Below are 22,780 nucleotides of genomic sequence, written 5' to 3'. Positions count from 1 at the left end.
TAGGAAAGACAATCTTTTAAAAAACAATAAAAGGCTGCCGTTTGAAACCAGCAACCTTTTATTGACTAAACTATTATACGATGATTAGATAATACGAGTTGTAACAATACCTTGAATTAGCTTGATTTTTTCTTCTAATTGAGGAATGATTTCACCGTTTACTTCATTATCAATATCAATTAATGTGTATGCATATTCTCCACGGCTTCTGTTTACCATATCCGCGATGTTTAAGTTATAGTTTGATAAAGCTTGCGTAATCTGTCCAACCATGTTCGGTACGTTTTGGTGGAATGCAGCTACACGGCGCTTTCCTGTATAAGGAAGAGAAGCGTTAGGGAAATTCACTGAGTTTTTGATATTACCTGTTTCTAAGAAGTCCTTTACTTGGCGAGCGGCCATAATCGCACAATTTTCTTCAGATTCTTGAGTTGAAGCACCAAGATGCGGGATTGGAACCACATTTTTCATTTTAAGAACATTTTCATTTGGGAAGTCTGTCACATACTTACCAACTTTTCCACTTTCAAGAGCTTCTTGCATATCTGCTTCATTCACAAGCTCTCCGCGTGAGAAGTTTAAAATATGAACGTCATCTTTCATGATGCTGAATGTTTCTTTATTGAACATACCATTTGTGTCCTTTGTTAATGGTACGTGAACCGTAATATAATCAGAGTTCGCAAAAAGCTGTTCAAGTGTCATCGCGCGCTGTACTTTGCGAGATAGGTTCCATGCTGTATCAACAGAGATAAACGGATCAAATCCAATGACATCCATATCTAAATCAAGTGCATCATTAGCAACTAGGGCACCGATTGCACCTAAGCCGATAACGCCTAATGTTTTTCCTTTGATTTCTTTTCCGACGAATTGTTTCTTACCTGCTTCAACGAGTTTTGGAATTTGATCCCCTTCCCCTTCTAACGACTTTGTCCAAGCCACACCTGCAAATAGGTTACGAGAAGAAGCCATTAAAGTCGTAAGGACCATTTCTTTTACAGCGTTAGCATTCGCACCAGGAGTATTAAAAACAACAATCCCTTGTTCTGTGCATTTGTCGACAGGAATATTATTGACACCTGCTCCTGCACGTGCAATGGCTTTTAAATTGCTGGCAAAATCCATTGAATGCAAGTTAAAGCTACGTAAAACAATGGCATCTGGATTCTCATTGTCATTGTCAATCGTAAAATTGCCTTGATTGAATACATTAAGCCCGACTTGTGCAATATTGTTTAAGGTCTTGATTGTTTTTACTTTTTCTAACGTTGTTGTGCTCATTTTGATTTCTCCTCTTTTCCTTTATATTAGATTTTAAATTTTATGAATATTTATATTTTATTAGAATAATGCAAATTAAGGAGAGTTTCAACCTTAAATTTATTTCCTAATAAACAGAAAGAGGTAAGGGAAGTTTTCCCTTACCTCTGCCCAGGCGAACGGCTTCGACACTATGTGCTCCCTCACGGTTATCCGTGTTTCGCCAGTTACACATAGCCTTTTCATTTCTTTTATTTTAACACATTTCTTACTAACTTCAAGTACATTTTTTAGTGTTTTAAATGCTGCTATAACTAGAAAGCGCTTAGATTGTCGACCTTAAAGTAATTATGTTGCCGAATAGCTATTATTTTTTGTCATTTCCTTCAATTCATCGCCAAGCATTATCAGTTTCTCTTCCATGTACTGCTTCAAGAGTAAATCTAACTTTATTGAAAATGATATATATTCCCCATTTGCCGGGCCCTTTTTTGCATATAGTTCGTTTAAATGGTTTTTTAAATTATATATTTCCAATAAAAGAGACATATTTTCACTTTTGACCTGCTTACTTACTTTCATCATACACCTCTATGACTAAATAATTTTCTGATTTTGGAAGGTGATGAATATACTCAATAGTGTTGTACAATCAGAAATTCCAAAACCTATAAGATCGTACCATAGGTGTTTTTTGATGAAAATATGTATAGGTAAAGTAAAAAAATTTAGAAAAATCTATCGAAGTAGTGATATAACTTTTATTTTTCTTGGTCATTTTTTTATTAAAGACAAACTTTGATAAGTAACGGTTTTTTCGTTTTTTAATAGGTAATATTGGGATTAGATTATTTTATTTCAATAGTATCAAATCAAAAAATAAAAATTTTCAGAATCTAAGTATTTATTTTAGGTTCTTATATAAGAAACATACCATTTCCTAAAAGAAATCATGTCACAATTAATTCTTTTCTTCAGCGATTCTATAAACTTAAAATCAATCCCATCCAGGTCATACAGATCAATTTGACCATGTATTTTCATGCCATATGACCAATTCATTATTTATTGCTCCTATAATAACTCTGATATCAGTTTCGATTATAGTCAAAAAAGATGAATTTTAACTTATAATATAATTTCTTCTTCTGCTATGATCCATTGCTCAACATCCCTAACTTAAGTCCTTGTACATTATTATTTCTATGTCACTAATCCTTAAAACATCTTCCAGATATTTTTATAGTCATTTCCTTATGAATCTCCTTTAAATAATTAAGTCTCCAGTTCATTTTACAAATCCTCTCTCTGCTGAGGAAGAAAGCATTCGACATTAGTAGGAATATATCACCAAAAAGCAGAATATTTATTTCGAATAGCTATTTAAAAGCGAAAACAAAAGGAGGTACGTTAATGAGCGAACATAAAGCAAATGTTCCCACAAAAAATAAAGGGAAATTTGGACAATCCATTCAAGTACGTTTAGTCACTGATTTAAAAAAATCACAGGAATACTACCGTGATGTTCTTGGTTGTAAGGTAGATGATTGGGGACATGCTGAACGTGATGGAATGATTGTTTTACTGCAACAAGCCAACTCCTCTGATGATGTACGACCAAACGCCTTGTCAAAAAAGCGTAAAAATTATCCGACTGAATGGGAAGGACCTGAATACGGATGGGATACATTCATTCATGTTAGTTGGGACGGATTGGACGATTTAGTTGAAGAAATACGTAGAAATGGAGGTCATATAGCAGTCGAGCCGTTTTCTGGTTCTCACGGCAAATGGGAATTTAAAAATACATATATTAAAGATCCAGACGGCTATAACATTGTATTGGGTTCTATGCGTGACATTCAGTAATACAAAAGAGTTGTTTACTATCCCAGTTAGAACTAATATGGCTTTCTTAAATGGACTTTTCCATTGCTTCTGAGAAAGCCTTACGAATGAATTTTTACCATTTCACTAAAAAATTTCTGTTTTTAAAATAAACGTTTGTTTAAAATCATGTATGTATAGAGATATTTTGAACTGATATAAATAATTATTAGTAAAAATTCTTTATGATTTTTACATTTTCCATTGTAAATGAAAGCCCTTACAAACTCATTGTATAATTTCCTCTCTTATTAAATTTCCTGGGCAAGCGCAAAAGTTTACTTTTTCCAACAATAAAGGATAGTTTTCGAGAATTTCATTACATAATGACATTGCTCGCTGGGATTTATTTTTAATGTTTATCCTGTGTTTTTTACGTTATTAAAAATTACTCAAAACAAATTGCGATTATTTATTTTTGTTTCTGCCAATTTATGCTAAGTTAGAAAAGATATAAAACTTCTAGTGCTATGTTACTTCCCTAATCATTTTAAAGAAAGGAATGAACCTAAATTGTTAACTTTTATTCTAGTTGTCCTCATGTTATTTCTTATTCCTGGTCCTGCCGTTTTTCTAACTATTTCTCAAACGATTAAAGGTGGAACAAAAAATGGAATAGTTACAGGTTTTGGGATTGCTCTAGGGGACTTAGGGCATACTTTTGCAGCCGTACTGGGTTTATCCGCTATTTTAATGACATCCGCACTCGCCTTTGAGATCGTAAAATATTTAGGTGCGGCCTACTTGGTTTATATAGGGATCTGTACTTTGATTGAAAAATCAAAAACCAATAAGAAACCCGTTTTAAAAGATGTTGAAACTATTGCGTCTTTTCGCCAAGCTTTGTTCATTGAATTACTTAATCCCAAGACATCATTATTCTTCTTAGCCTTCTTGCCACAATTTGTACTGTCGAATGGAATTCCCGTAACAACCCAACTCTTAATCCTAGGATTAACGTTTGTGTTCATGAGTATAACGTATACTACACTATTAGTTCTCCTAACAAGTATAGTCGGCAATAAGTTCTATTCGAAAAAAAATCGTCGTTCACACTGGATTGGAAAAGCAGTAGGAATTGTATATATTGGTTTAGGTTTAAAATTGGCACTTCAAACCCAAGAATAAAAAAATAACCTGTGTCTTGATACTAGGATATAGGCTTTTTATTTTCGAAGACTAGGTATGGCAAGTAGGAGCTTCGATTTCTACACATTCCATCAGCAAACAACTCGTTTTCCATATAAAAATCTAATAAGAATCCCAGCTGATAATTGTTAACGAAAAAAGAATACCCATGAACGTTTTGGGTATTCTCTGTTTATCGCCTTTCACATATGAACAATCAGACTTCCTTCTTTTTTCTTACAAGCGTGTCAGGACTTTCGGATTTCTCTTTAAATAAAACGAAGAAAAATATGGCGACGATCGCTGCAAAACCTGCAGGATATAACCAGAAGTTTTTCCATTGTTGTAAAGCTTCACTACCTTGGGCCGTTACTGTTGAATTGAAGAGCTCACCCGCAATAAGTGAACCAATGAACATACCGACTCCATAAGTAACTAATACAATTAAGCTTTGTGCTTGTGCTTTTACTTTTTCATCTGCCTTTTCTTCCGCATATATAAAGCCTGTTACAAAAAAGAAGTCATAGCAAATGCCATGTAAGGCAATCCCAATATACATAAAAATGGCGATTTCTTCTGGTGCACCGAAACCGAAGAAGACATAACGCAACGTCCAGGCAATCATCCCCACCAATAACATATATTTAACACCAAACCGTTTAAAGAAGAATGGAATTAACAGCATAAATAAGGTCTCGGACATTTGCCCGATCGTCATAACACTTCCTACATTATCAAACCCAACAGCACCAAGGAATGGGGATGCGAACGAATAATAAACAGCAAGCGGTATGCAAATTAACATGGAGCAAACAATAAAGATCAAATAATTTTTATCTTTTAACATCGCTAATGCATCAAGAAACAGCAAGTCGCGAACGGACAAGGGTTTTCCTTTTGCCGGTGCAGGTGTGTGCGGTAATGTAAAGCTGTATAACCCTAGCAATAGTGAAACTGCAGCAGCGATTTGAAAAATAATAATGTTATCTGAGTAACCTAGTTGTCCGATTAAGATTCCGGCAACAATCCATCCAACCGTTCCGAATACCCTTATATATGGGAAATTTTTAGAACCTGACTCTAAATTTTGAAAGGCTACATTGTTTGTTAGGGCAATTGTCGGCATATAACAAACGTTATAAATAAAAAGAATCCATAATAAAACGGTCTCATTTCCTGATTCGATTAATCCTGGTACCATCCATAAAAGTACTGCTCCTATTAGATGCAGAATGGCGAGAACTTTTTCTGATGGAAAAAAGCGGTCAACCACCATTCCAAGAAAGAAAGGTGCAACGATCGAGGCGATAGCGGCCACTGAATAGGAAATACCGATAATTGAAGACAAACCGTAGTTACTGAGGACTAAACCTGCAGTTGCATACCAAGCACTCCATATAAAAAACTCTAAAAACATCATGGCTGATAGTCGTGGGACAATTAATGCTTTGCTTTTCATCTGTCATCCACTCCTTTTAAATGTCTTATAAAAAAGATATGTCCAACTCTTCTAATTAAAACATTTTTTAACATTTTTTAAATGGAATGATTTATTATGATTTTTTTATATTACTTATCTTCGCTTAAGCCTTTGATATATTGTTTTTCTGAAATTACTTGTACTCCATTCCTTTTTAATAAAGCAGAAGTCACGCCCATTCCGGGAATTTTCTCCCCTTTAAATCGACCACTGTAAATCTTTGAACTGCCGCATGATGGACTATCCTCCTTGAGCACTACGATAGATGCTTGTACTTCCTTTACTTTATTTAAGGTATCATAAGCACCCTTTAAGTATTGCTCGGTCACATCCCTGCCAGATTTCTCAAACACTTTTGCTTTCCCATCCAAAACATCTTCCCCGTTACCACCGACGATTTCTGCCGGTTCTCTGGGAGTTGTAAAGCCTCCTAACAATTCAGGGCAAACCGATATGGCTTTGTTTTCGTTTATTAACTTTGAAATCTCTTGTTCTAAAGAGTGAGTACCATTGTACCTTACTTTTAAACCAGCTAAACAAGAGCTAATTACAATCATTGATGTTCTACTCCTCTCCTCATGTGATCATAACTTATTCGATTTTTGATTTTCATATCCTTTTTTAAAATAGAAAAAAGCCGCAGCTATTTACTGCGACTACCATCACAACAATTAAAATGTTTCCATAAGCTGTGTGATGGCTAAAAAAACAAACATTATGACACAGCCAATTAACACACTGTTTGCTACCCATTTATTTCGGTATTCAGCCGCTACTTTTTTGGAATTAAGTAAAATGACTAATGATATTGCTAAAAAAGGCATGAATAAGGCTCCTAGTGCACCATAAATAATAATTAATTGTACCGGTTTTCCAAAGAATAATAGAATCAATGGAGGAAAGGAAAGCCATGCTAAGTAAAAGCGATAGGCTGGATCTGTTTCTTCAACAGATTTTGTTTCATAGGCTTTATTTTTACGTGCCTTTAAAATTCTTATAAAATCAGCAAAAAGATATGGGACTCCATTCCATACACCTAATAAGGAACTAAATGCTGCAGACCAAAAAGCAAGTAAGAATAACCAGCGAAGCGGTGCACCAAATTCATCACCAAGCATTTGCGCCAGAGTGACTAAGCCTTGATCGCCGCTGATTGTAACGCCTGTTCCAAATAAAAACTGGGCTCCGATAATTAAGGAAGCCATCGTAAAAATCGCAGTAACGGTATAAGCCACCTTGGAATCTGTTCTCATTGTTGAAATCCAGCTGCTTCCTTGCCATTTCTTTTCTTTCAGCCAGTATCCGTATGAAGCCATTGTAATCGTCCCGCCGACACCGCCAATTAATCCGAGTGCCATCATAAACGATCCTTCTGGAACCCTTGGAACAAAACCGCCTGCAAATTCTCCTAGGCTGGGTAAAAATAATAGAGCCGTTCCAATGATTGTAATAAACATAATCGCAATTAAAGCTGTCATTATTTTTTCAAAAAGAAGATACCTTCCAGTAAAGACGAGGAGGAAGCCAACAACAGAATGAACAATCGACCAGCCCCAAATTGGCATAATCGGAAACATCGCTTCCATCGCCATCCCGCAGGTAGAAGCGGCTGCAGCTCCATAAACAAATCCCCATATAACAGAATAAGTGCTAAAATAACCTGTTGCCCAGTTCCCTAGTGAGCGCCATCCTTCTAATATCGTCTTCCCTGTTGCCAAATACCAGCGACCTACGCCTTCATTTAAAAAGTATTTTAAGACTGAACCAACGATAATCGCCCATACAAAGGTCATTCCAAAAGATGTCCCTAAGACAATGGCGGTAATCATATCCGCAGTTCCAACTCCTGTGGCAGCTACAGCAAGGCCCGGTCCAACATTGGACAATTTCTCTTTTATGGTTCTTGGCGGTGTATATGTTTGTCCTGGTTGTCTCCCATTATTTACTTCTATTTCGTTTTTCATTTTTTTACCCCCTTATTTTAAGTTATTGGCTGTCTCACTCCATTTTCCTACATACAATTTTCAATTACAGTTGCAATCCCTTGTCCTCCAGCAGTACAAAGAGTTGCTAAACCATATTTTTTCTTCCGGTAACGAAGTGCATGGATCAGCGAAACACAGATTCTAGAGCCGCTGTTTCCGATCGGGTGACCTAATGCGATTGCACCCCCATTGACATTTACCTTTTCTAAAGGACACTGTAGTTCTTTTATGACAGCAAGTGACTGTGCAGCAAATGCTTCATTTAATTCGATTAAATCGATGTCGTCCAACGTTAAAGAAGCTGATTGCAAGGCATATCTAGATGCCTGAACTGGACCGATGCCCATTCGATCTGGTGCTACCCCGCTCACTCCGATACCGATGATTTTGGCTAGCGGTGATAAGTTGTACTGTTTGAGAACCTGCTTCGACACAAGCAAGAGCATGGAAGCGCCATCATTCAATCCCGATGAATTACCTGCTGTTACGGTTCCCCCTTCAAGAAAGACGGGTTTAAGTGAAGCAAGCATGTCAAGATTGGTTTCTCTTGGATGTTCATCCTGCGAAATTGGTTTTGGTACTCCTTTTCTTTGCGGCACATTGACAGGAATGATCTCATTCTTAAAGAGATCATTTTGAATAGCATTTGCTGCCTTTTGTTGACTATTCAATGCGAAAACATCCTGTTCCTTCCGACTTATGTCATAATCCTGCACAAGGTTCTCAGCAGTTAGACCCATTGTCAACCTACCGTATATGTCAGATGGCTGTGAACCAGGCTGGCTTTCTTTATTAGGATCTAATAACTCAGCGTTCCCTGAGCGATAACCAAATCGAGCACTTCTCAGATAATAAGGGGCGGTGCTCATGCTTTCTACCCCGCCGGCAATCACCACGTCAGCCAATCCTGCTTTTATTCCCATGTATGCATTTTGGATAGCTTGCATTCCTGAACCGCATTGGCGATTAACAGTGTATCCTGGTATTGATTCAGGAAACCTGGCTGAAAGCAGGGAGTAACGCGCAATATTTGATTGGTCTTGTGTTTGCTTAGCCTGTCCGATGATCACCTCATTGATGGTCTCCAACGGAATCAACTGCTTTGAACGAATATCATCATATAATGGAAGCAACAGCCCATCAGGCTGGATATTAGCAAAAGCTCCTCCTATTTTTCCAATCGGTGTTCTATGAGCACTTATTACAAAAACCTCATTTTCCATGTTTTATCCCCCCTTTACAGTTTCAGCAATGGAAAATTCACTTTCTGTTTTTCTTTTTACCTCATCAAGAGTAGCACCTGGCATTAATTCAATCAGTGTTAACTTGTTTTCTTGCAATGCAAAAACAGCTAATTCTGTGATGATCATATCTACTTTCCGAATAGAAGTGATTGGGTATGTGCATGTTTTAACTAACTTTGGTTCTCCCTTTTTATTTGTATGGTTGGTCGTCACGATGATTTTCTTGGCTCCACTCATTAAATCCATTGCCCCACCGACACCCATTATCGTTTCACCCGGTATTGCCCAGTTTGCAATTAATCCCGTTTCATCTACTTGAAGCGCACCTAAAATCGCAACATCAATATGACCGCCACGGATCATCGCAAATGAATCCGCACTATCAAAATATGACGCCCCGCTCGCTTCACCTACAGGAAGTTTACCTGCATTAACCAGCAATGGATCGATATCTTGCTTTAAATCATCTACACCTAATAAACCATTTTCTGTGTGTAAATGAATCGAAGGTGAATCAATATACTTGCTGACAAGTGTCGGGATACCAATTCCAAGGTTCACGATATTTCCCTCTTGTAATTCTTTTGCTGCACGCATAGCAATGTTTTCTTTTGGTTTTAAAATTGTAGTCATATGGTGATTACCCCTTCTTTTGTTAAGATTTTTTGACTATAGACCAGGGCATCAACATAAAGATGCGGTGTCACGACTTCCTCAGGATTAAGCATGCCTACCTCAACGATTTCGTCGACTTCAGCGATCACATAATTGGCTGCTGTTGCCATCACCGGGTTAAAATTTCTTGCTGTTTTATAGTAAGTCAGGTTTCCTAATTCATCTGCTTTATGTGCTTTAATTAGAGCAATATCTGCTTTTAAAGCAGGCTCAAAGCAGAATAAATTCCCATCAATTTCTCTAATCTCTTTCCCAATGGCAAGTTCGGTTGAAACCGAAGTTGGTGTGTAATAACCGCCGATTCCAGCTCCTCCCGCCCTAATTGACTCGGAAAAAGTACCTTGAGGTAAAAGCTGAACTTCGATTTTTCCTGCATGATACATTTCAGCCACCTCCCGATTACTTGTAAAGTAGGAGCCGATTGCTTTTTTTATCTTTCCTTGTCTAAGTAGCTCTCCAAGCCCCTTACCTTCCTCACCTAAATTATTGCTAATAATTGTTAGCATATCAGCGTTATGGATTGTGAGCGCCTCAATTAAGGTTAAAGGTGCTCCCACAAGTCCAAAGCCGCCTACCATAATTGTCGATCCTGATGTGATTGGAAAGATCGCTTCTTCAACTGATCTCGTTTTTCCCACTCTATTTTCCTCCTTTACGTCTTGTGAATGACTGCGATTCCTTTTCATTAGCACATTTTCACTCTTCGCTGGACTTTTAGGAGTATACAAAAAAGCCCAGTCTTGGCCATAAGAAAAAGGAAATACAAAAAAATTTCCTTACTTCCAATGGATAAGCTGGGCTTTCTTAATTCGTATGAAATGGGTGTATTTCATCATTAAGAAGACACTATCCGTCCGTAAGTTTGTTAACGTTTTCAATTACGTCTATTTTTATCCTAACAAATGCATCTAGCTGTTTCAAGAAATCTCTTCAATTTTTTTCTTTTTTTCCATGTATCGTTTATACGCGGCTTTTACTGCTACAATTACAGAGTTTGTTGATTGAGTATAGTAGTGGGCCTCTATTCTTTGAATCAGTGATTCCAATCCTTTTGACAAATCATAGCCCACAATTAATCTGCTCAAAAAATCCCGTGCAAGATTTGTTACAAAGGTAAACTCTGCATTGACAATGACATTTGTTTCATAATCAATTTCCAACACAATTCCCGAAGTTTTATAAATTTCAAACATTGCACTCCCTTGTGGGGCTTTTGCATATCCAGTTACAAGCACTGTTTTCATTTTTAATTGTTCCGTCATGATTGTTAGTATCCCCTTTATCTTTAAAATGCTTTCTATTTTATTTTAAAGGAAAAAAGGAGAATTTTATATTCTGTATTTATTTTATAAACCTTAAGATAAACTATAGTTGCTTCTTCTTTCTATCTCTTTAACATAGCTTTCTCGAAAATGAAAATAAATGAATCCAAATTTTAAATTCTTTGCCAATAATTACGTTTGATCTAACATTTAAACTTTACTATACTTAATGTTGTACGCTAACTGAATTAATGTTCAGGTAATCGCTGCAGCATTCGTTGCTGCAGAGGAAAGTCCATGCTCGCACAGTGCTGAGATGCCTGTAGTGATCGTGCCTAACGAAATAATAAGTTAGGGCAATTTGGCTTTTTGGCTGAATTGACGGCGGGAAAAAACGCCTAAGTCTTTTAAGATATGGCCGAGTATCCCTGAAAGTGCCACAGTGACGAAGCTTATTGGGAAACCAATAAGATGGAACGCGGTAAACCCCACGAGCGAGAAACCCAAAATTATTGGTAGGGGAATCTTCCTGAAGGAATCTAAACGGATGGAAGGACAGAGCTTTTGCTCTGTAGATAGATGATTACCACCTGAGTACGAGGTTAAAACTGCTTGAGTACAAAGGAACAAAACATGGCTTATCGAACATTAATCGAACAGGAACGTACACGCAAACCTTCATTGTGAAGGTTATTTTTTTTGCTTTTTTTATATAACTAAAAAAGTGCGTCAGCAAATATGCTGTACGCACTTATTAAATAGCAAATGCATGATTACCGATCGTTTTTACTACTTCTCGAGTTAAAATCCAATCACTCGTTGCTGTTTCCGGATTATAAAAGTATAATAATTCATCGTTTTTATCTTCATTCTCCAGCGCTTCTTGAACTGCTTTTTGTGCTTCTTTGTTTGCAGGTTCATTAATGGAACCATTTTGAACAGGTTCAAATGCATTCTTCTCATAAATGACTTCTTTCACAGTATCCGGGAACTGTTCATTTTCAACACGATTCAGCACAACAGTTGCAACGGCCACTTTTCCAGCAAAAGGTTCACCCTTTGCTTCTGCATGAACAAGACGTGCAAGTAAATTCTTTTCTTTTTTAGTCAGTGATAGAGTTTCCTCTTCTTCTTTCTTTTGCTCTTTCTTTTCAACAAGCAGCTTTGGTTCTGCAATTGGTTGTTCATTTTCTAAGAAACGTACGTCCACAACTTCTGTTTCCTTCATGTCGATATCATGTTTTTCCATCATTAAATGCAACGTGTCACCAGTCTTAATAGAATCTATTTTTTCAGCGTGTGAAGAATTTGTTGGATATACAGTATATGAAATTAAAAATGCCAGAGAAAGAGTTAAGATACGAAATTTTTTCATGTTGTAAACCTCCTGTTTTATTTTTTTTGAAAGAAACAGGCCCAAGTACAAGGCTAACAGGTTTACAAGTGCAAAACATTAGTGAATGATTGGCATTTTTACCAATGTTGTCAGAAGGGGATGAAAGAAAGTTTACAATTCACTGATTTGTATATTTCGTACAAAAATAAAAAAGGGTAACTCGAGTTGATTCGAGTTACCCTTATCTTTGTTCTTGATTATTTAACTAGCTGTTCAGATTCTAAGCGTCCTGCACCGTACAATCTGTATGCACCATGCATTGTTGGTCCTACATACTCATTTAACTTCCAGCCGTGGCGGATCGCTTCTGTAATAAAAGCTTTTGCAACGTCAATGGCTTCTAAAACAGATTTCCCTTTTGCGAGTTCAGCTGTAATAGCAGCAGAAAATGTACAGCCTGCTCCATGAATATAGGTCGTATCAATTTTTTCATTTTCATACAGCTTAAAATCCTTGCCATCAAATAATAAATCAACTGCTTTGTCATACTGTAATTTACTGCCGCCTTTGATCACAACATATTTAGCACCAAGCTGATTAATTTTTACTGCCGCTTCTTTCATTTCATCAATGGTTTTGATTGGGCCAGTTTGCGCTAATTGACTTGCTTCAAATAGGTTAGGAGTCACTACGGTTGCTATCGGCACGATCACCTCTCGTAATGCATCAGCTGTTTCGGGATTAAGAACTTCATCCTCCCCTTTACAAACCATGACTGGATCGATGACAATCTTTTCAAGACCAGCCGCCTTTATTCTTCTAGCAGCTGTTTCAATCGTTTCAACTGTGCCGAGCATTCCAGTTTTAACAGCGTCAATACCGACAGATAAAGCTGTATCTAGCTGTGCTTCTAATGCGTCATTTGCAATCGGAAAAACACTATGATGCCAATGGTTTTTTGGGTCCATTGTTGCGATAACGGTTAGGGATGTCATTCCATAAACACCAAGTTCTTGGAACGTTTTTAAATCTGCTTGTATGCCCGCACCACCGCTTGTGTCAGATCCAGCAATTGTTAAAGCTTTTTTCATTGTCATATTATGTACCTCCATGATGAGAAAATCGATGATATAGAACCTACTGATTATTTTAATATGATACCCCTGTCATTCCAAAAAGTCACGCATCAATTATTAAAGTGTTATCTTCAATTGAAATTTTTTGAATAATTCCTCTTCCAGCTTTTTATAGTATGTTTTACTAACAATTCCCTTTGCACCGCGTAGAATTTCCCGTGCATAATGGTCAGGTGGTGCGATTTCCTCTGCTTTTTCAACGACAAGGAAAACAAGGACGTTTTTAACTACTTCACCATTGATTTGAATTGGAATAAATGCCGGGCGATACATACAACTTTTTACACCTTCTCTTTTGTATAAATAAATTATGGCTTCTTGATTAATTTCAAAAACTTTACCTTGCACTAATTGATTCGATTCAACCAGGTCAGCTCTGCCTCCATCAATTGCTTTATGTGTATAGGCTAATGAATAATTTTCAGCTGTACCGCAACCTACTATCTTTGTAAAAAGATGGCCTACACCAGCAAGCTCAAATCGCTCATGATCCATACATGAGCCATATGCAAAATAGAGCAGCTTTTCATGCTTCAGAAACTGATGACATTTCCAATCACCGCTTTCGATACCTTGTAATTCTTCTTTATCTGAAGCAGGTAAAACATATACAAAGGCCTCAACACACTCCTTTTCCGTATATACCGGTTGTGTAATTCGGTTGTAGAGATTTTTTCTCCCATCACCGAAATAACCCTCAAACAAATCGATCTCCTTAAGTTGCTTGGCATTTACTTCATATAATTCTCCATATACTTTTTTGTCCTTTGACGGTATCATTGCCGGATAGCCTAATCCCGTTTCATACAATACTCCATAGGTCCAGCATTGCCTTGCCAAGAATGACGCTTCTTTTAAGAAATAGTGATTTGATTCATGCTCACGAAGCGTACCATATACAAATACCTTATACCTACTATTCATAGAATGACCACCTTCCTTCTACTGTTCATCTGCGGGGGTTTCTTTCCTTTATCTATACGTTAGAAGGCAGTATTGCATGACGTGTAAAGAATCCATAAAAAAATCCCTCCTACAACAGAGGGTATAAACTCATTATTGTTTCATGATTAGCTTCCAAAACTCTTTAGCAACAGCTTGATAACCTTCTGGGGCTAAATGGATATCCTGTGGATTTGGAATATAATCTTTCTCATGCTTTTCGATCACATTTTCTACAGGAACGAAGGTATCATTGGCAGCCTGTGAAACACTTTGAATGGTTTGATTTAATGCATCCAATAATGGTGTTAATGCTTCTTGCTGTTCTTCAGATAAATGCGGGAAAGGATGATAGTAGCCCATGACATACACGTTTGCCTTTGGATTTAGTTGACCAATTTTATCTAAAATAACATAAAGATTATTTTGTATTCCTTCTAAAGCATACTTTGCCTGAGCAGGATCCCGTTGTATCTGTGTTAAGGAAGCAAGTAAATCATTAGCACCAATATCAAGTGTAACAACTTCGGCTTGTTTAATAGCTTCTTGAATTCCTTTTTCGTTTGTCATTAATTGATTAATGACATTGGCTGTTTTATATCCTGATACTCCGTATTTCATTAAGCTGACTTGATAATTAGATTGTTCGAATCGGTCCCTTAAATAATCAGCATATCCATCACCAATTTGTTTATATGGTGTTTGTCCTGCAGCAAGAGAATCACCTAATGAAACATAATCCACTTGTTCCTTAAGTAATTCTTTCGCAAAAGTACTAAATGGTAAAAAAGCAAAAATTGTCACCAAAATAAAGATGCTAATAATCTTTTTTCTTACCTTCATCTCATTCACCCTTACAATGATTTTTATCTTTGCAAGAAAATACGTTAATTATAAATAATATTCCTTCATTTATTCCCAGTATTGCTTAAAAAAAGGGATGCATACTTCTTTTTAATTCTAAATTAATTAACTCAAAAGCTCTATACATGTATTTTATAATCCAATATTAATTCATCCCCGGTTAATCCCCTAATTCCCCAGTTATGTTTAGGTGTTTCAAATAATGTCACTTCAATATCCTGAGGAGAAATATTCAGTTCATGATCGATACGTTCAAATAAAAGCTTTATTAATTTCTTTTTAGCGTCTACTGATCTTCCTTCAAACATACTTATTTCAATGATAGTGTAAGCATCAGTTCTTCCTTCAGGAAAATAAAAATTTTCCTTATCCATTGGAAAGAAGCGGTGAAATTTTTTATCCTGAGGAACTTTAAGCACCTTCACCATACAATCATGAATTATCGCCGAAAGCGCTTCCTTTATTGGGTTTAAATATTCCTTGACTCCATATATTTTGATTTGTCCCATGCTCTCCTCACCTTTCTCTGCAAAAATGCAACAAAATATTCAATTATTTTTTTAAGATACCTAAATATTCAGTCCAAGGTCCAACGTCCACCCTGTATCTTTGAGCCATTACCCGGACAATTTGGGAGATATGTGTTAAATCATGAACAACCCAAGTGGAAAGTAATTCCCTTATCTTCACAACCCCAAATGCAGGATGGAATCCAGTTATTTCAAGTTGTAAGTCAGATGTAATAAGATTCCTTAGTTTTAACAAGTTTTGTGTTCTTAGTGTTTTAAATTCTTGGACTTTTTCTGCTATCGATTTTTCTGAACGTTGATTCAAGTGAGAAAAACGATCAAATGCAGGAAATGGTTTACTTTCTCCTTCCTGTAGAATTGTTGTTAATCTAGGTATCCAATTATTTTTTTCGCCTTCAATGAGATGGTCAATGACTTCTGAGACATTCCAGGTCCCTTTCCCTTCATTACAATGTAACCAGCCATCAGACAACCCAACTAAAAAAGACTCCATTGTTTTCGGTGTCCGCTCCAGTATCTCAATGGCTTCTTCCAAAGTAAAATTCATGACATGTCCCCATTTCTATGGCATATTATTTCAATAGAAAAGACAACGCAGAACGTTGCCATTTCTATCTATTTTTTAATTTTTAACATTGAGTTCGCATTTGACTGAAACTCATAAGGGACGTTCAGTTCTTCGACAGCATAGCCCCTATCGGCAAGGTTTGATTTTAACTTATCTAAATGTTCATATCGTTTTCCTTCTAGGTTGACCAATGGGAAGAGACGAACCTCATCTTTTGTTACCCGCAATAATTCATTAATTGTTTTGCTATGAAAATCGTAATCTAGTCGATCCGCATAGGTAAATAAAAAATGGGCAGACAGGAGAATGTCAAACTCTTCAGTGTTAAATGGCAGAATAGGCAGTATAGCAGGAACATATCGCTCATTTGCCTTTTTCATATCATCTGTACAGTCGATTAAGGCATCTTGACGGTGTTTTTTTAGATCTTGTAAATCCTGAAAGTAATTCCAAATATAATTGTCTTTTGCTTCTTCCATATGCTCCATTGCATAATTGATATCTTGAAGCCCTTTCATTTTCAGGTCTTCTCTCGAATGAAAGTAGGCAATGTCACAGGCTGTAACATCGAAGCCTAATTTGTTGCCGACAGCCGTAAATGAACAAGCACCTGCCGGACAATCTAGTATTTTCTTCCCTGTTAGCTCTTCCTTTGAAAGTAAAAACATCTTCATGTACTCTTCAAAGGTTCTTCCAATAAAAATAATTCGTTCTAACTCTAATATTGCACTCTGCTCAACTTTACTCAACTTATCTCACCTCTTCTTAAAGAATTAAGTCCATATTATCACAGACAATTGGAAATGTTAACCTTTTTAATAGTCAAAATAGCTGCTCATTTTTAAAGAAATCTTAATTTTGCGAAATAAAATTTTTAGAAGTGTTTTCCCAATAAAAGAAAAATTCTTCTACAGTTGAATATCGATCTTTCTTTTCTTTATTAACAGCCCTCAATGCTATTTCATAAAGCTCTTGACCTGCATCCCACTTTAAGATTGAACGGTCAAGCTCACCGCCTAATAACCCGAAGGCAATAGCACCCATATTAAATACATTTGTTTGTCCATCAATTTCCCCGCCAAATTCGAATTCTTCCGGTGCCATAAACCTTGACGACCCCCATAGTCTGCCCATTGTATTGATAAATGGTTTCTGTTTGTATAAATCAATATCACAAATCTTTGTAATATGATTGCGAAAATCATATAAAATACTTCCATCATAAAAATCAACAGCAACATAGTTATTCTTTTCAACATGTACATGAAATTCGTATATACTCCTTAAGGCTTCAAGACGCTGATTAACAGGCAATTGTTTAAATCTAAAAAATGGCGAATCAGGGTGATGATATTTATGCGGCGGCGGAAAAGACCAATGTGAATGGAGACATTCCCCCTCAAACCACTCGAACACTAAAGCATATCCATTCTCTACTTCAAAATGGTCAAGTAATTGAATCAAGTGCCCATGCTTCAAATTTTCATATACCGGAATTGAATTCCTTACATTCTGGATGGCATCTCCAGGCTTCCCCGAATACTCTAAGGTCCTTGCACCAGCATACTTAACAAATATTTTTCTCCCGTTGTTTTCAACACCGAACGAGATGTTTCCAGAATCCTGTTCTGCAAAGACACAAAATACATGACCTAAACGATTTAACCAATTAAAATCATGCTGTTCCTTTAATTTAAAACTTACCTGGCCTATACTTTGAATATGATCCATTTGTACCTCCCTAAGTAAAAGATGACAGTCTTGTTTATCTCATCGTTTATCCAAATCTTTAGTCCTTATCAAGAAGTGATACAGCTAAAAATACCTCCAATAGATGAAAATTTCCATCATGTGCACGTACCTCAATCGGAATATCTCTTTATTAAAAAAGAACTCATACCAGATTTTCACCATTGTATTCTCCTTTTTCTTCCCCATTCCTCCTCATAAAAGGAACATTTTAATGAGAGATCTAGATCATTTTGGAATAAACGAGGAATAATTCAACCCACCAGCCTCATAATAGGGTCAAAGGAGTGTGATTTTATGAGAAATGAAACTGTAATTGAAGAATTAAATACATTATTAAGAGGAACATTTATGGGGATTCGCTCACTTGAACATTATATCCAAACAGTAGATGATAATGGATTGAAGAAAAACTTTCAGTCGATGCAACAGGAAGTGAAGCAAAATGCCCAGAAGATAGCTGAGAGAATCCAGAACCTTGGCGGTGTTCCTGCTGACGATGAAGGAGTATCCGGCTCGATACATAGTTTTATGCATAAAGTAATGCTGCCTGATGATACAAAGGATATCATTGAGGACGCTTTAAAGGGAATGGATAACTATGGTGTTGCTTATTCTGAGGAGCTTGTAAAAGGTGATTTAGATCCTGAAAGTAGGCAAATTGCTGAAGAAGTAATTGATACAAGCCGAAGACATGTTCAGCAATTGAGAAAATTATTACATTAACTCAAAAAAAGAAGACCATTCTTAGAATTGGTCTTCTTTTTTTAAGTTAATGTTCCTTACTCGGTATTTCTGTTTTTTCTTTAGATAAAAACCAGCCGCCTAAAGCAATCAGAAGCATCACTGTCCAGAAGATAGTATTCCAAATTGGACCCTCAACAAAGTCATGTGAAATGATATGAACGGCAGGGTGAGCCAGCGTATGCATTAAAAGCTTTACCCCAACCCAACCAACCAACAACATAGCAGCTGTTTCCAAGCTAGGTCGTTTCGTTAGTAGCTTAACGAAATACCCTGCAGCGAATCGGATAACAATCAATCCTGCAATCGCACCTAATAAAATTACAATAAATTTAGCACCATCCATCCCGCCAATGTTCCCCATTGGTGTATCCGGCAAGGCAAGGACAAGAGCAACTGCTGCCAAAATCGAATCAACGGCAAATGCAATATCTGCTAAAGCAATTTGTGCAACTGTCATACGGTAGCTTCTAACTTTTTTCTCTTTTCCATCGTCGTGCTTTTTTAATAGATGCTTTAATGCTATAAATATTAAATAAGCAGCACCGATTGCTTGGACTTGCCACACATGGTATAGAAACGAAATAATAAAAATAGCACCAATTCTAAATACGAACGCTAATAACAACCCAATATTAATCGCTCTTTTTTGTTGTTCTGCTGGTAAATGCTTTGCCATAACTGCTAACACTAACGCATTATCAGCGGATAATAAGCCTTCTAAAAGAATCAAAATAAGTAAAACCCAGCCATACTCCAATAATAAAGTAAGATCCATCTTTTCCTCCTAAGAAAGTTTAGTTACTTTTATGTTAAAGCTAAAACAAACCTTTACAGTCGAATTCGAAAACATTTGTCTTTTCTTTTTACCCTATTGTCCCGATTTCTATGAATGCTTATTCAACGTTTAACAAGGAAACGGGAATAATTCCATGATCTTTTTCCTTTTTTATTATTTTTGGACATTTTGTTTTTCTTATATTTCATACGCATGACACTTTAATTAGTTTCACATTTTTTTATGATAAATAGTTAAATAAAAAATTCTTAGAAAGGCCGCCGATCTTTTCAGGATCTTTCTTATGTTTTAAATATCTATTAGAATCGTATCAACCATTACAAAAAACAGTAAAACCAGTTCTTTTCCACCTCTGTTCCATTAACTATCTGATAAATGATCCTCTCGAGCGAGATAGCCTACCTTGTTCATTCTTCCTAAAAGATTGCATTCACATGTTTACTCATATTCGAATCTACTACATTTTTTTAGTATTGTTAGGTTTTCTACAAGCTGATTCATCCTCTTCTTAACTTTTACTAATAAACCGTTCTCAAAATTCATATAAACATTATCCATCATGCTTTATAATGATACTATAAGTAAGAGAGGTGAAGTCTATGAGAACCGAGGTAGAAATGATGAACTTAGGAATGAATTTTGCCATTCAATGTGAGAAAATTAGAATCTTTACACTCGAAGGATCCCGAACAAATGCAAATATTCCTAGAGATGAATTTCAGGATTATGATTTTAGTTATTTTGTTACAGATATGGACTTCTTTAAAAAAAGTGATGAATGGTTAAACTATTTTGGAGACAGGATCATCATGCAAAAACCTGAAGCAATGGAATTGTTTCCTCCTGAATTAGGAAATTGGTTTTCTTATCTCATGATTTTTGAAGATGGCACAAAAATCGATCTTACACTAATTCCTCTAAATGAGTTTAAAGACTATTTTGAACATAATGATGGACTTGTTAAAGTGCTGCTGGATAAAGATAATTTAATAAAAGAACCTGTCTTTCCAACCGACAGAATGTATCATATTAAAAAGCCAAGCGAACAATCGTTTATAGATTGTTGTAATGAATTTTGGATGACATCTACATATGTTGCGAAGGGTCTTGCCAGAAAAGAAATTCTCTTTGCGGCGGATCTCATGAACGGTCCATTTCGTCCGAATTTACTTACAATGTTACGATGGAAAGTAGGGATTGAGACTAATTTTTCACTTAGTATTGGCAAATCAGATAAGTTCTTACAGAAATATATCACTGAAGACAGATGGAATAGATTATTAGTAACATACGAACTGGGTTCATATCAAAAAGTGTGGAAAGCACTTTATACGAGTTTTGATCTATTTAGGGAAACCTCTCATTTTGTTGCACGCACTTATGGGTTTCGCTATCCTGACTTTGATGAAAAAGTAAGTGCTTATATAGATAGAATTCATCAGAAATACAGAAATGACTAATAAAAGGGACAGACCCTAAACACAATATACAAAACATACGATTCGTCTATTTGTGTTTTTAGGTAGGTCTGCCCTTTTAACAATTTATTAATTAGCCTTAGACTTTACCCAATTTGCAATATCAATAACAACATATTCCGGAATGTTAGCAGGAGTAAAGTATTCCATCGGTGTGCTCATTTCGCCTACTCCTTCTGTAAAGAAATGATTAAGCTTTGGATATAACCTGTATTCCACATTGTCTCGATCAGATAGTTCCTCTTTCCAAATTGGAATTTCTTTATCTGATAAAACCTGGTAGTCACGTTCACCTTGAATAATTAATAAGGGTTCATTTTGTTGTTTTGCCATCTTTGCAGCTTTAATATCATTTATCGAATCCCAATACACTGGCTGGCCAAGCTGAAATTCTGCTGGAGGGTTATCTCCTGAGAAATTAGGATCATTTAGCATCGCAAATTGTGCCTTAAAAAATCCAGCATCCTGAGGAGACAATTGGCCTATTGAAAGCAGGTAATCAAATTGTTCAAGGATGACATCCTGTATGGTTCGTGCTGGCCCTCCCATTACGATTGCACCAGCAATGTTTTGCCTTTTGTCTTGGTTGATCATTTGCGGCACCATCATTCCACCTTGACTATGACCAAGTATATAAATTTGATCATCATCAATCATCTTCTCTTTTTCAAGGAAACGTGCTGCTAGAAGTGCATCGGTTGTTGTCTCTTTATCAACAGTATGATATTGATCTGCCGTTGTTTTTACTGAATGTTCAAAAGTTCGTTTATTATAACGCAATACCGCAATTCCTTTTGAAGCCAGCCCGTGAGCCAAATCGCGGAAAGGTTTTAAAGCATAGGCAGTTTCATCTTTGTCACTTGCTCCTGATCCTTGAACAAGTACGACCACTGGAAAAGGTCCCTTACCTTTAGGAATGGACAGCTTTCCAGGCAGGGCAAAATCCCCTTTTCCGATCACAACGTCTTTTTCAGTAAACGAATCGGGATTACTGTAATCAGGATCTGCTGAGGATGGTCCGAAAAAACTATTTAAAAGAAAATCATTAACTTTTCCAGATTTGTCCAATCTAATGGTAAATGGATATGCTCCTCGTTCAAATTGAAGCACAACGTCAACATTTGTGTGGATTTTATTTGACTCTATCACCTCTGCTCCGCCGATCCCAATAAATGATCCAAATTGAGGCTGCAGCTGTTGTAAAACAGTATTCCAGTAAATCTCCAGCCATTGTTCAGAAATCGATTTCTTTAGTGCGTGTGATGAGAATTTCACTGCTTGTCTATAATTTCCAGCCTCCATAGTCGTCACAAATTGGACTGCACTATGAACATAACGATCCTTTTGTTTGTAATTTGCCACATTTAGATCTTTTTTGAGGGCTTCACTTTGCTCTTTCGTAACAAACGTCGGTATCCCTAGTAGATTAATAGATTTTGTCATTGCAATAGATTCTGTTTGTTCAATCATATTCATTGATTTGTTTGTTGAGCTCAATCCAGAAACAGATTCCTTTCCCATTGCTATAGTGGGAATACATAAAGAAATCGTCATCCCCAAGATGAGCCACTTTTTTCGAACTATTTTTTTCAAAAGAATACCTCCCCATGAACATTATTCGTTTTCTTGACTCTTTTCATTACGATTATGATAGAAAGAGGTTTCAAAATTTTCCTTTTTTATAAAAAAATAGGATAAAAGAAATAGATA

General features: G+C 36.4%; 23 protein-coding genes, 1 other RNA gene and 1 riboswitch. Of the genes, 5 read left to right on the top strand and 19 right to left on the bottom strand.

Annotated elements, in window-relative coordinates:
- Positions 1–84: 84 nt before the first annotated feature.
- Both WQ54_RS20990 and WQ54_RS20985 read right to left on the bottom strand, forming a co-directional pair.
- Positions 85–1,284, bottom strand: a complete 1,200-nt coding sequence (locus WQ54_RS20990; RefSeq protein ID WP_046586985.1) for a phosphoglycerate dehydrogenase — start codon at positions 1,282–1,284, stop codon at positions 85–87.
- Positions 1,285–1,425: 141 nt separating this feature from the next.
- A riboswitch (ZMP/ZTP riboswitch) is annotated at positions 1,426–1,504 on the bottom strand.
- Between the two features lie 107 nt (positions 1,505–1,611).
- Positions 1,612–1,848, bottom strand: a complete 237-nt coding sequence (locus tag WQ54_RS20985) for an aspartyl-phosphate phosphatase Spo0E family protein (protein WP_084822218.1) — start codon at positions 1,846–1,848, stop codon at positions 1,612–1,614.
- Positions 1,849–2,676: 828 nt separating this feature from the next.
- Between WQ54_RS20985 and WQ54_RS20980 the strand changes: the two genes are divergently transcribed.
- Together WQ54_RS20980 and WQ54_RS20975 are read left to right on the top strand one after the other, a co-directional pair.
- Positions 2,677–3,132: a VOC family protein gene (locus WQ54_RS20980; protein WP_046586981.1), complete on the top strand. Its 456-nt coding sequence runs from the start codon at positions 2,677–2,679 to the stop codon at positions 3,130–3,132.
- Between the two features lie 531 nt (positions 3,133–3,663).
- Positions 3,664–4,278, top strand: coding sequence for a LysE family translocator (locus WQ54_RS20975; protein ID WP_046586980.1), 615 nt, complete (start codon positions 3,664–3,666; stop codon positions 4,276–4,278).
- Positions 4,279–4,495: 217 nt separating this feature from the next.
- Here WQ54_RS20975 and WQ54_RS20970 read toward each other — a convergent pair whose 3' ends face one another.
- From WQ54_RS20970 to WQ54_RS20940, 7 genes are all read right to left on the bottom strand, one after another.
- Positions 4,496–5,737, bottom strand: a complete 1,242-nt coding sequence (locus WQ54_RS20970) for a nucleoside permease (RefSeq protein WP_046586978.1) — start codon at positions 5,735–5,737, stop codon at positions 4,496–4,498.
- Between the two features lie 110 nt (positions 5,738–5,847).
- Complete coding sequence (locus WQ54_RS20965) at positions 5,848–6,315, bottom strand: DUF523 domain-containing protein (RefSeq protein WP_046586977.1); 468 nt, start codon at positions 6,313–6,315, stop codon at positions 5,848–5,850.
- A gap of 114 nt (positions 6,316–6,429) precedes the next feature.
- The gene (locus tag WQ54_RS20960) at positions 6,430–7,722 is read right to left on the bottom strand and encodes an Nramp family divalent metal transporter (protein ID WP_084822216.1); all 1,293 of its coding nucleotides are present in this window, start codon (positions 7,720–7,722) and stop codon (positions 6,430–6,432) included.
- Positions 7,723–7,769: 47 nt separating this feature from the next.
- Positions 7,770–8,966 (bottom strand): thiolase family protein, encoded by a 1,197-nt coding sequence (locus WQ54_RS20955; protein WP_046586976.1) that lies wholly within the window; start codon positions 8,964–8,966, stop codon positions 7,770–7,772.
- A 3-nt stretch (positions 8,967–8,969) separates the two neighbouring features.
- Positions 8,970–9,620 (bottom strand): 3-oxoacid CoA-transferase subunit B, encoded by a 651-nt coding sequence (locus tag WQ54_RS20950; RefSeq protein WP_046586974.1) that lies wholly within the window; start codon positions 9,618–9,620, stop codon positions 8,970–8,972.
- Positions 9,617–10,300 carry a CoA transferase subunit A gene (locus WQ54_RS20945; RefSeq protein WP_046586973.1) on the bottom strand — a complete coding sequence of 228 codons (684 nt, stop codon included), beginning with the start codon at positions 10,298–10,300 and terminating at the stop codon, positions 9,617–9,619. Before WQ54_RS20945 ends, WQ54_RS20950 begins: the two co-directional genes overlap by 4 nt.
- A 279-nt stretch (positions 10,301–10,579) precedes the next feature.
- Positions 10,580–10,924, bottom strand: coding sequence for a DUF3870 domain-containing protein (locus tag WQ54_RS20940; protein ID WP_046586971.1), 345 nt, complete (start codon positions 10,922–10,924; stop codon positions 10,580–10,582).
- Positions 10,925–11,175: 251 nt separating this feature from the next.
- Here WQ54_RS20940 and rnpB point away from each other — a divergent pair.
- Positions 11,176–11,570: RNase P RNA component class B (gene rnpB, locus WQ54_RS32935), an RNA gene on the top strand.
- A gap of 108 nt (positions 11,571–11,678) precedes the next feature.
- Here the strand turns inward: rnpB and WQ54_RS32045 are convergent.
- The 8 genes from WQ54_RS32045 to WQ54_RS20900 all read right to left on the bottom strand — a co-directional run bounded on the left by WQ54_RS32045 (position 11,679) and on the right by WQ54_RS20900 (position 18,031).
- Positions 11,679–12,299: a cell wall hydrolase gene (locus tag WQ54_RS32045; RefSeq protein WP_046586969.1), complete on the bottom strand. Its 621-nt coding sequence runs from the start codon at positions 12,297–12,299 to the stop codon at positions 11,679–11,681.
- Between the two features lie 218 nt (positions 12,300–12,517).
- Positions 12,518–13,357 (bottom strand): pyridoxine/pyridoxal/pyridoxamine kinase, encoded by an 840-nt coding sequence (pdxK, locus tag WQ54_RS20930; RefSeq protein WP_046586967.1) that lies wholly within the window; start codon positions 13,355–13,357, stop codon positions 12,518–12,520.
- Positions 13,358–13,453: 96 nt separating this feature from the next.
- Positions 13,454–14,320: a gamma-glutamylcyclotransferase gene (locus WQ54_RS20925; protein WP_046586966.1), complete on the bottom strand. Its 867-nt coding sequence runs from the start codon at positions 14,318–14,320 to the stop codon at positions 13,454–13,456.
- 132 nt (positions 14,321–14,452) lie between these two features.
- A complete protein-coding gene (locus WQ54_RS20920) occupies positions 14,453–15,181 on the bottom strand; it encodes a GDSL-type esterase/lipase family protein (protein ID WP_046586965.1) in 729 nt (242 codons plus the stop codon).
- Positions 15,182–15,321: 140 nt separating this feature from the next.
- Positions 15,322–15,711 (bottom strand): tautomerase family protein, encoded by a 390-nt coding sequence (locus WQ54_RS20915; RefSeq protein WP_046586963.1) that lies wholly within the window; start codon positions 15,709–15,711, stop codon positions 15,322–15,324.
- 43 nt (positions 15,712–15,754) lie between these two features.
- A complete protein-coding gene (locus WQ54_RS20910) occupies positions 15,755–16,279 on the bottom strand; it encodes a DinB family protein (RefSeq protein WP_046586961.1) in 525 nt (174 codons plus the stop codon).
- A gap of 68 nt (positions 16,280–16,347) precedes the next feature.
- Positions 16,348–17,049, bottom strand: a complete 702-nt coding sequence (locus WQ54_RS20905) for an SAM-dependent methyltransferase (RefSeq protein ID WP_046586959.1) — start codon at positions 17,047–17,049, stop codon at positions 16,348–16,350.
- 103 nt (positions 17,050–17,152) lie between these two features.
- Positions 17,153–18,031, bottom strand: coding sequence for a serine/threonine protein kinase (locus WQ54_RS20900; protein ID WP_046586958.1), 879 nt, complete (start codon positions 18,029–18,031; stop codon positions 17,153–17,155).
- A 315-nt stretch (positions 18,032–18,346) separates the two neighbouring features.
- Here WQ54_RS20900 and WQ54_RS20895 point away from each other — a divergent pair, with 315 nt between their 5' ends.
- Complete coding sequence (locus tag WQ54_RS20895; protein ID WP_046586955.1) at positions 18,347–18,775, top strand: DUF2383 domain-containing protein; 429 nt, start codon at positions 18,347–18,349, stop codon at positions 18,773–18,775.
- 46 nt (positions 18,776–18,821) lie between these two features.
- On the opposite strand, the gene WQ54_RS20890 is transcribed toward WQ54_RS20895, so the two are convergent.
- Positions 18,822–19,571 carry a membrane protein gene (locus WQ54_RS20890; protein ID WP_046586954.1) on the bottom strand — a complete coding sequence of 250 codons (750 nt, stop codon included), beginning with the start codon at positions 19,569–19,571 and terminating at the stop codon, positions 18,822–18,824.
- A 620-nt stretch (positions 19,572–20,191) separates the two neighbouring features.
- Here WQ54_RS20890 and ant(6) point away from each other — a divergent pair.
- Complete coding sequence (gene ant(6) / locus WQ54_RS20885) at positions 20,192–21,052, top strand: aminoglycoside 6-adenylyltransferase (RefSeq protein ID WP_046586952.1); 861 nt, start codon at positions 20,192–20,194, stop codon at positions 21,050–21,052.
- 87 nt (positions 21,053–21,139) lie between these two features.
- Here the strand turns inward: ant(6) and WQ54_RS20880 are convergent, their stop codons facing one another.
- Complete coding sequence (locus WQ54_RS20880; RefSeq protein WP_231597598.1) at positions 21,140–22,663, bottom strand: alpha/beta fold hydrolase; 1,524 nt, start codon at positions 22,661–22,663, stop codon at positions 21,140–21,142.
- Positions 22,664–22,780: the final 117 nt, after the last annotated feature.

Source organism: Bacillus sp. SA1-12 (genome assembly GCF_000981385.1).
Taxonomy (GTDB): Bacteria; Bacillota; Bacilli; order Bacillales; family Bacillaceae; genus Metabacillus.
Note: the sequence above shows the minus strand (reverse complement) of the source record. Positions and strands in the feature narration are given on the sequence as shown.

Bases quoted from the DNA above. Each gene is read 5' to 3' on its own strand.
- WQ54_RS20990 (WP_046586985.1), bottom strand. From the start codon at position 1,284: ATGAGCACAACAACGTTAGAAAAAGTAAAAACAATCAAGACCTTAAAC.
- WQ54_RS20985 (WP_084822218.1), bottom strand. From the start codon at position 1,848: ATGATGAAAGTAAGTAAGCAGGTCAAAAGTGAAAATATGTCTCTTTTA.
- WQ54_RS20980 (WP_046586981.1), top strand. From the start codon at position 2,677: ATGAGCGAACATAAAGCAAATGTTCCCACAAAAAATAAAGGGAAATTT.
- WQ54_RS20970 (WP_046586978.1), bottom strand. From the start codon at position 5,737: ATGAAAAGCAAAGCATTAATTGTCCCACGACTATCAGCCATGATGTTT.
- WQ54_RS20965 (WP_046586977.1), bottom strand. From the start codon at position 6,315: ATGATTGTAATTAGCTCTTGTTTAGCTGGTTTAAAAGTAAGGTACAAT.
- WQ54_RS20960 (WP_084822216.1), bottom strand. From the start codon at position 7,722: ATGAAAAACGAAATAGAAGTAAATAATGGGAGACAACCAGGACAAACA.
- WQ54_RS20955 (WP_046586976.1), bottom strand. From the start codon at position 8,966: ATGGAAAATGAGGTTTTTGTAATAAGTGCTCATAGAACACCGATTGGA.
- WQ54_RS20950 (WP_046586974.1), bottom strand. From the start codon at position 9,620: ATGACTACAATTTTAAAACCAAAAGAAAACATTGCTATGCGTGCAGCA.
- WQ54_RS20940 (WP_046586971.1), bottom strand. From the start codon at position 10,924: ATGACGGAACAATTAAAAATGAAAACAGTGCTTGTAACTGGATATGCA.
- WQ54_RS32045 (WP_046586969.1), bottom strand. From the start codon at position 12,299: ATGAAAAAATTTCGTATCTTAACTCTTTCTCTGGCATTTTTAATTTCA.
- pdxK (WP_046586967.1), bottom strand. From the start codon at position 13,357: ATGACAATGAAAAAAGCTTTAACAATTGCTGGATCTGACACAAGCGGT.
- WQ54_RS20925 (WP_046586966.1), bottom strand. From the start codon at position 14,320: ATGAATAGTAGGTATAAGGTATTTGTATATGGTACGCTTCGTGAGCAT.
- WQ54_RS20920 (WP_046586965.1), bottom strand. From the start codon at position 15,181: ATGAAGGTAAGAAAAAAGATTATTAGCATCTTTATTTTGGTGACAATT.
- WQ54_RS20915 (WP_046586963.1), bottom strand. From the start codon at position 15,711: ATGGGACAAATCAAAATATATGGAGTCAAGGAATATTTAAACCCAATA.
- WQ54_RS20910 (WP_046586961.1), bottom strand. From the start codon at position 16,279: ATGAATTTTACTTTGGAAGAAGCCATTGAGATACTGGAGCGGACACCG.
- WQ54_RS20900 (WP_046586958.1), bottom strand. From the start codon at position 18,031: ATGGATCATATTCAAAGTATAGGCCAGGTAAGTTTTAAATTAAAGGAA.
- WQ54_RS20895 (WP_046586955.1), top strand. From the start codon at position 18,347: ATGAGAAATGAAACTGTAATTGAAGAATTAAATACATTATTAAGAGGA.
- WQ54_RS20890 (WP_046586954.1), bottom strand. From the start codon at position 19,571: ATGGATCTTACTTTATTATTGGAGTATGGCTGGGTTTTACTTATTTTG.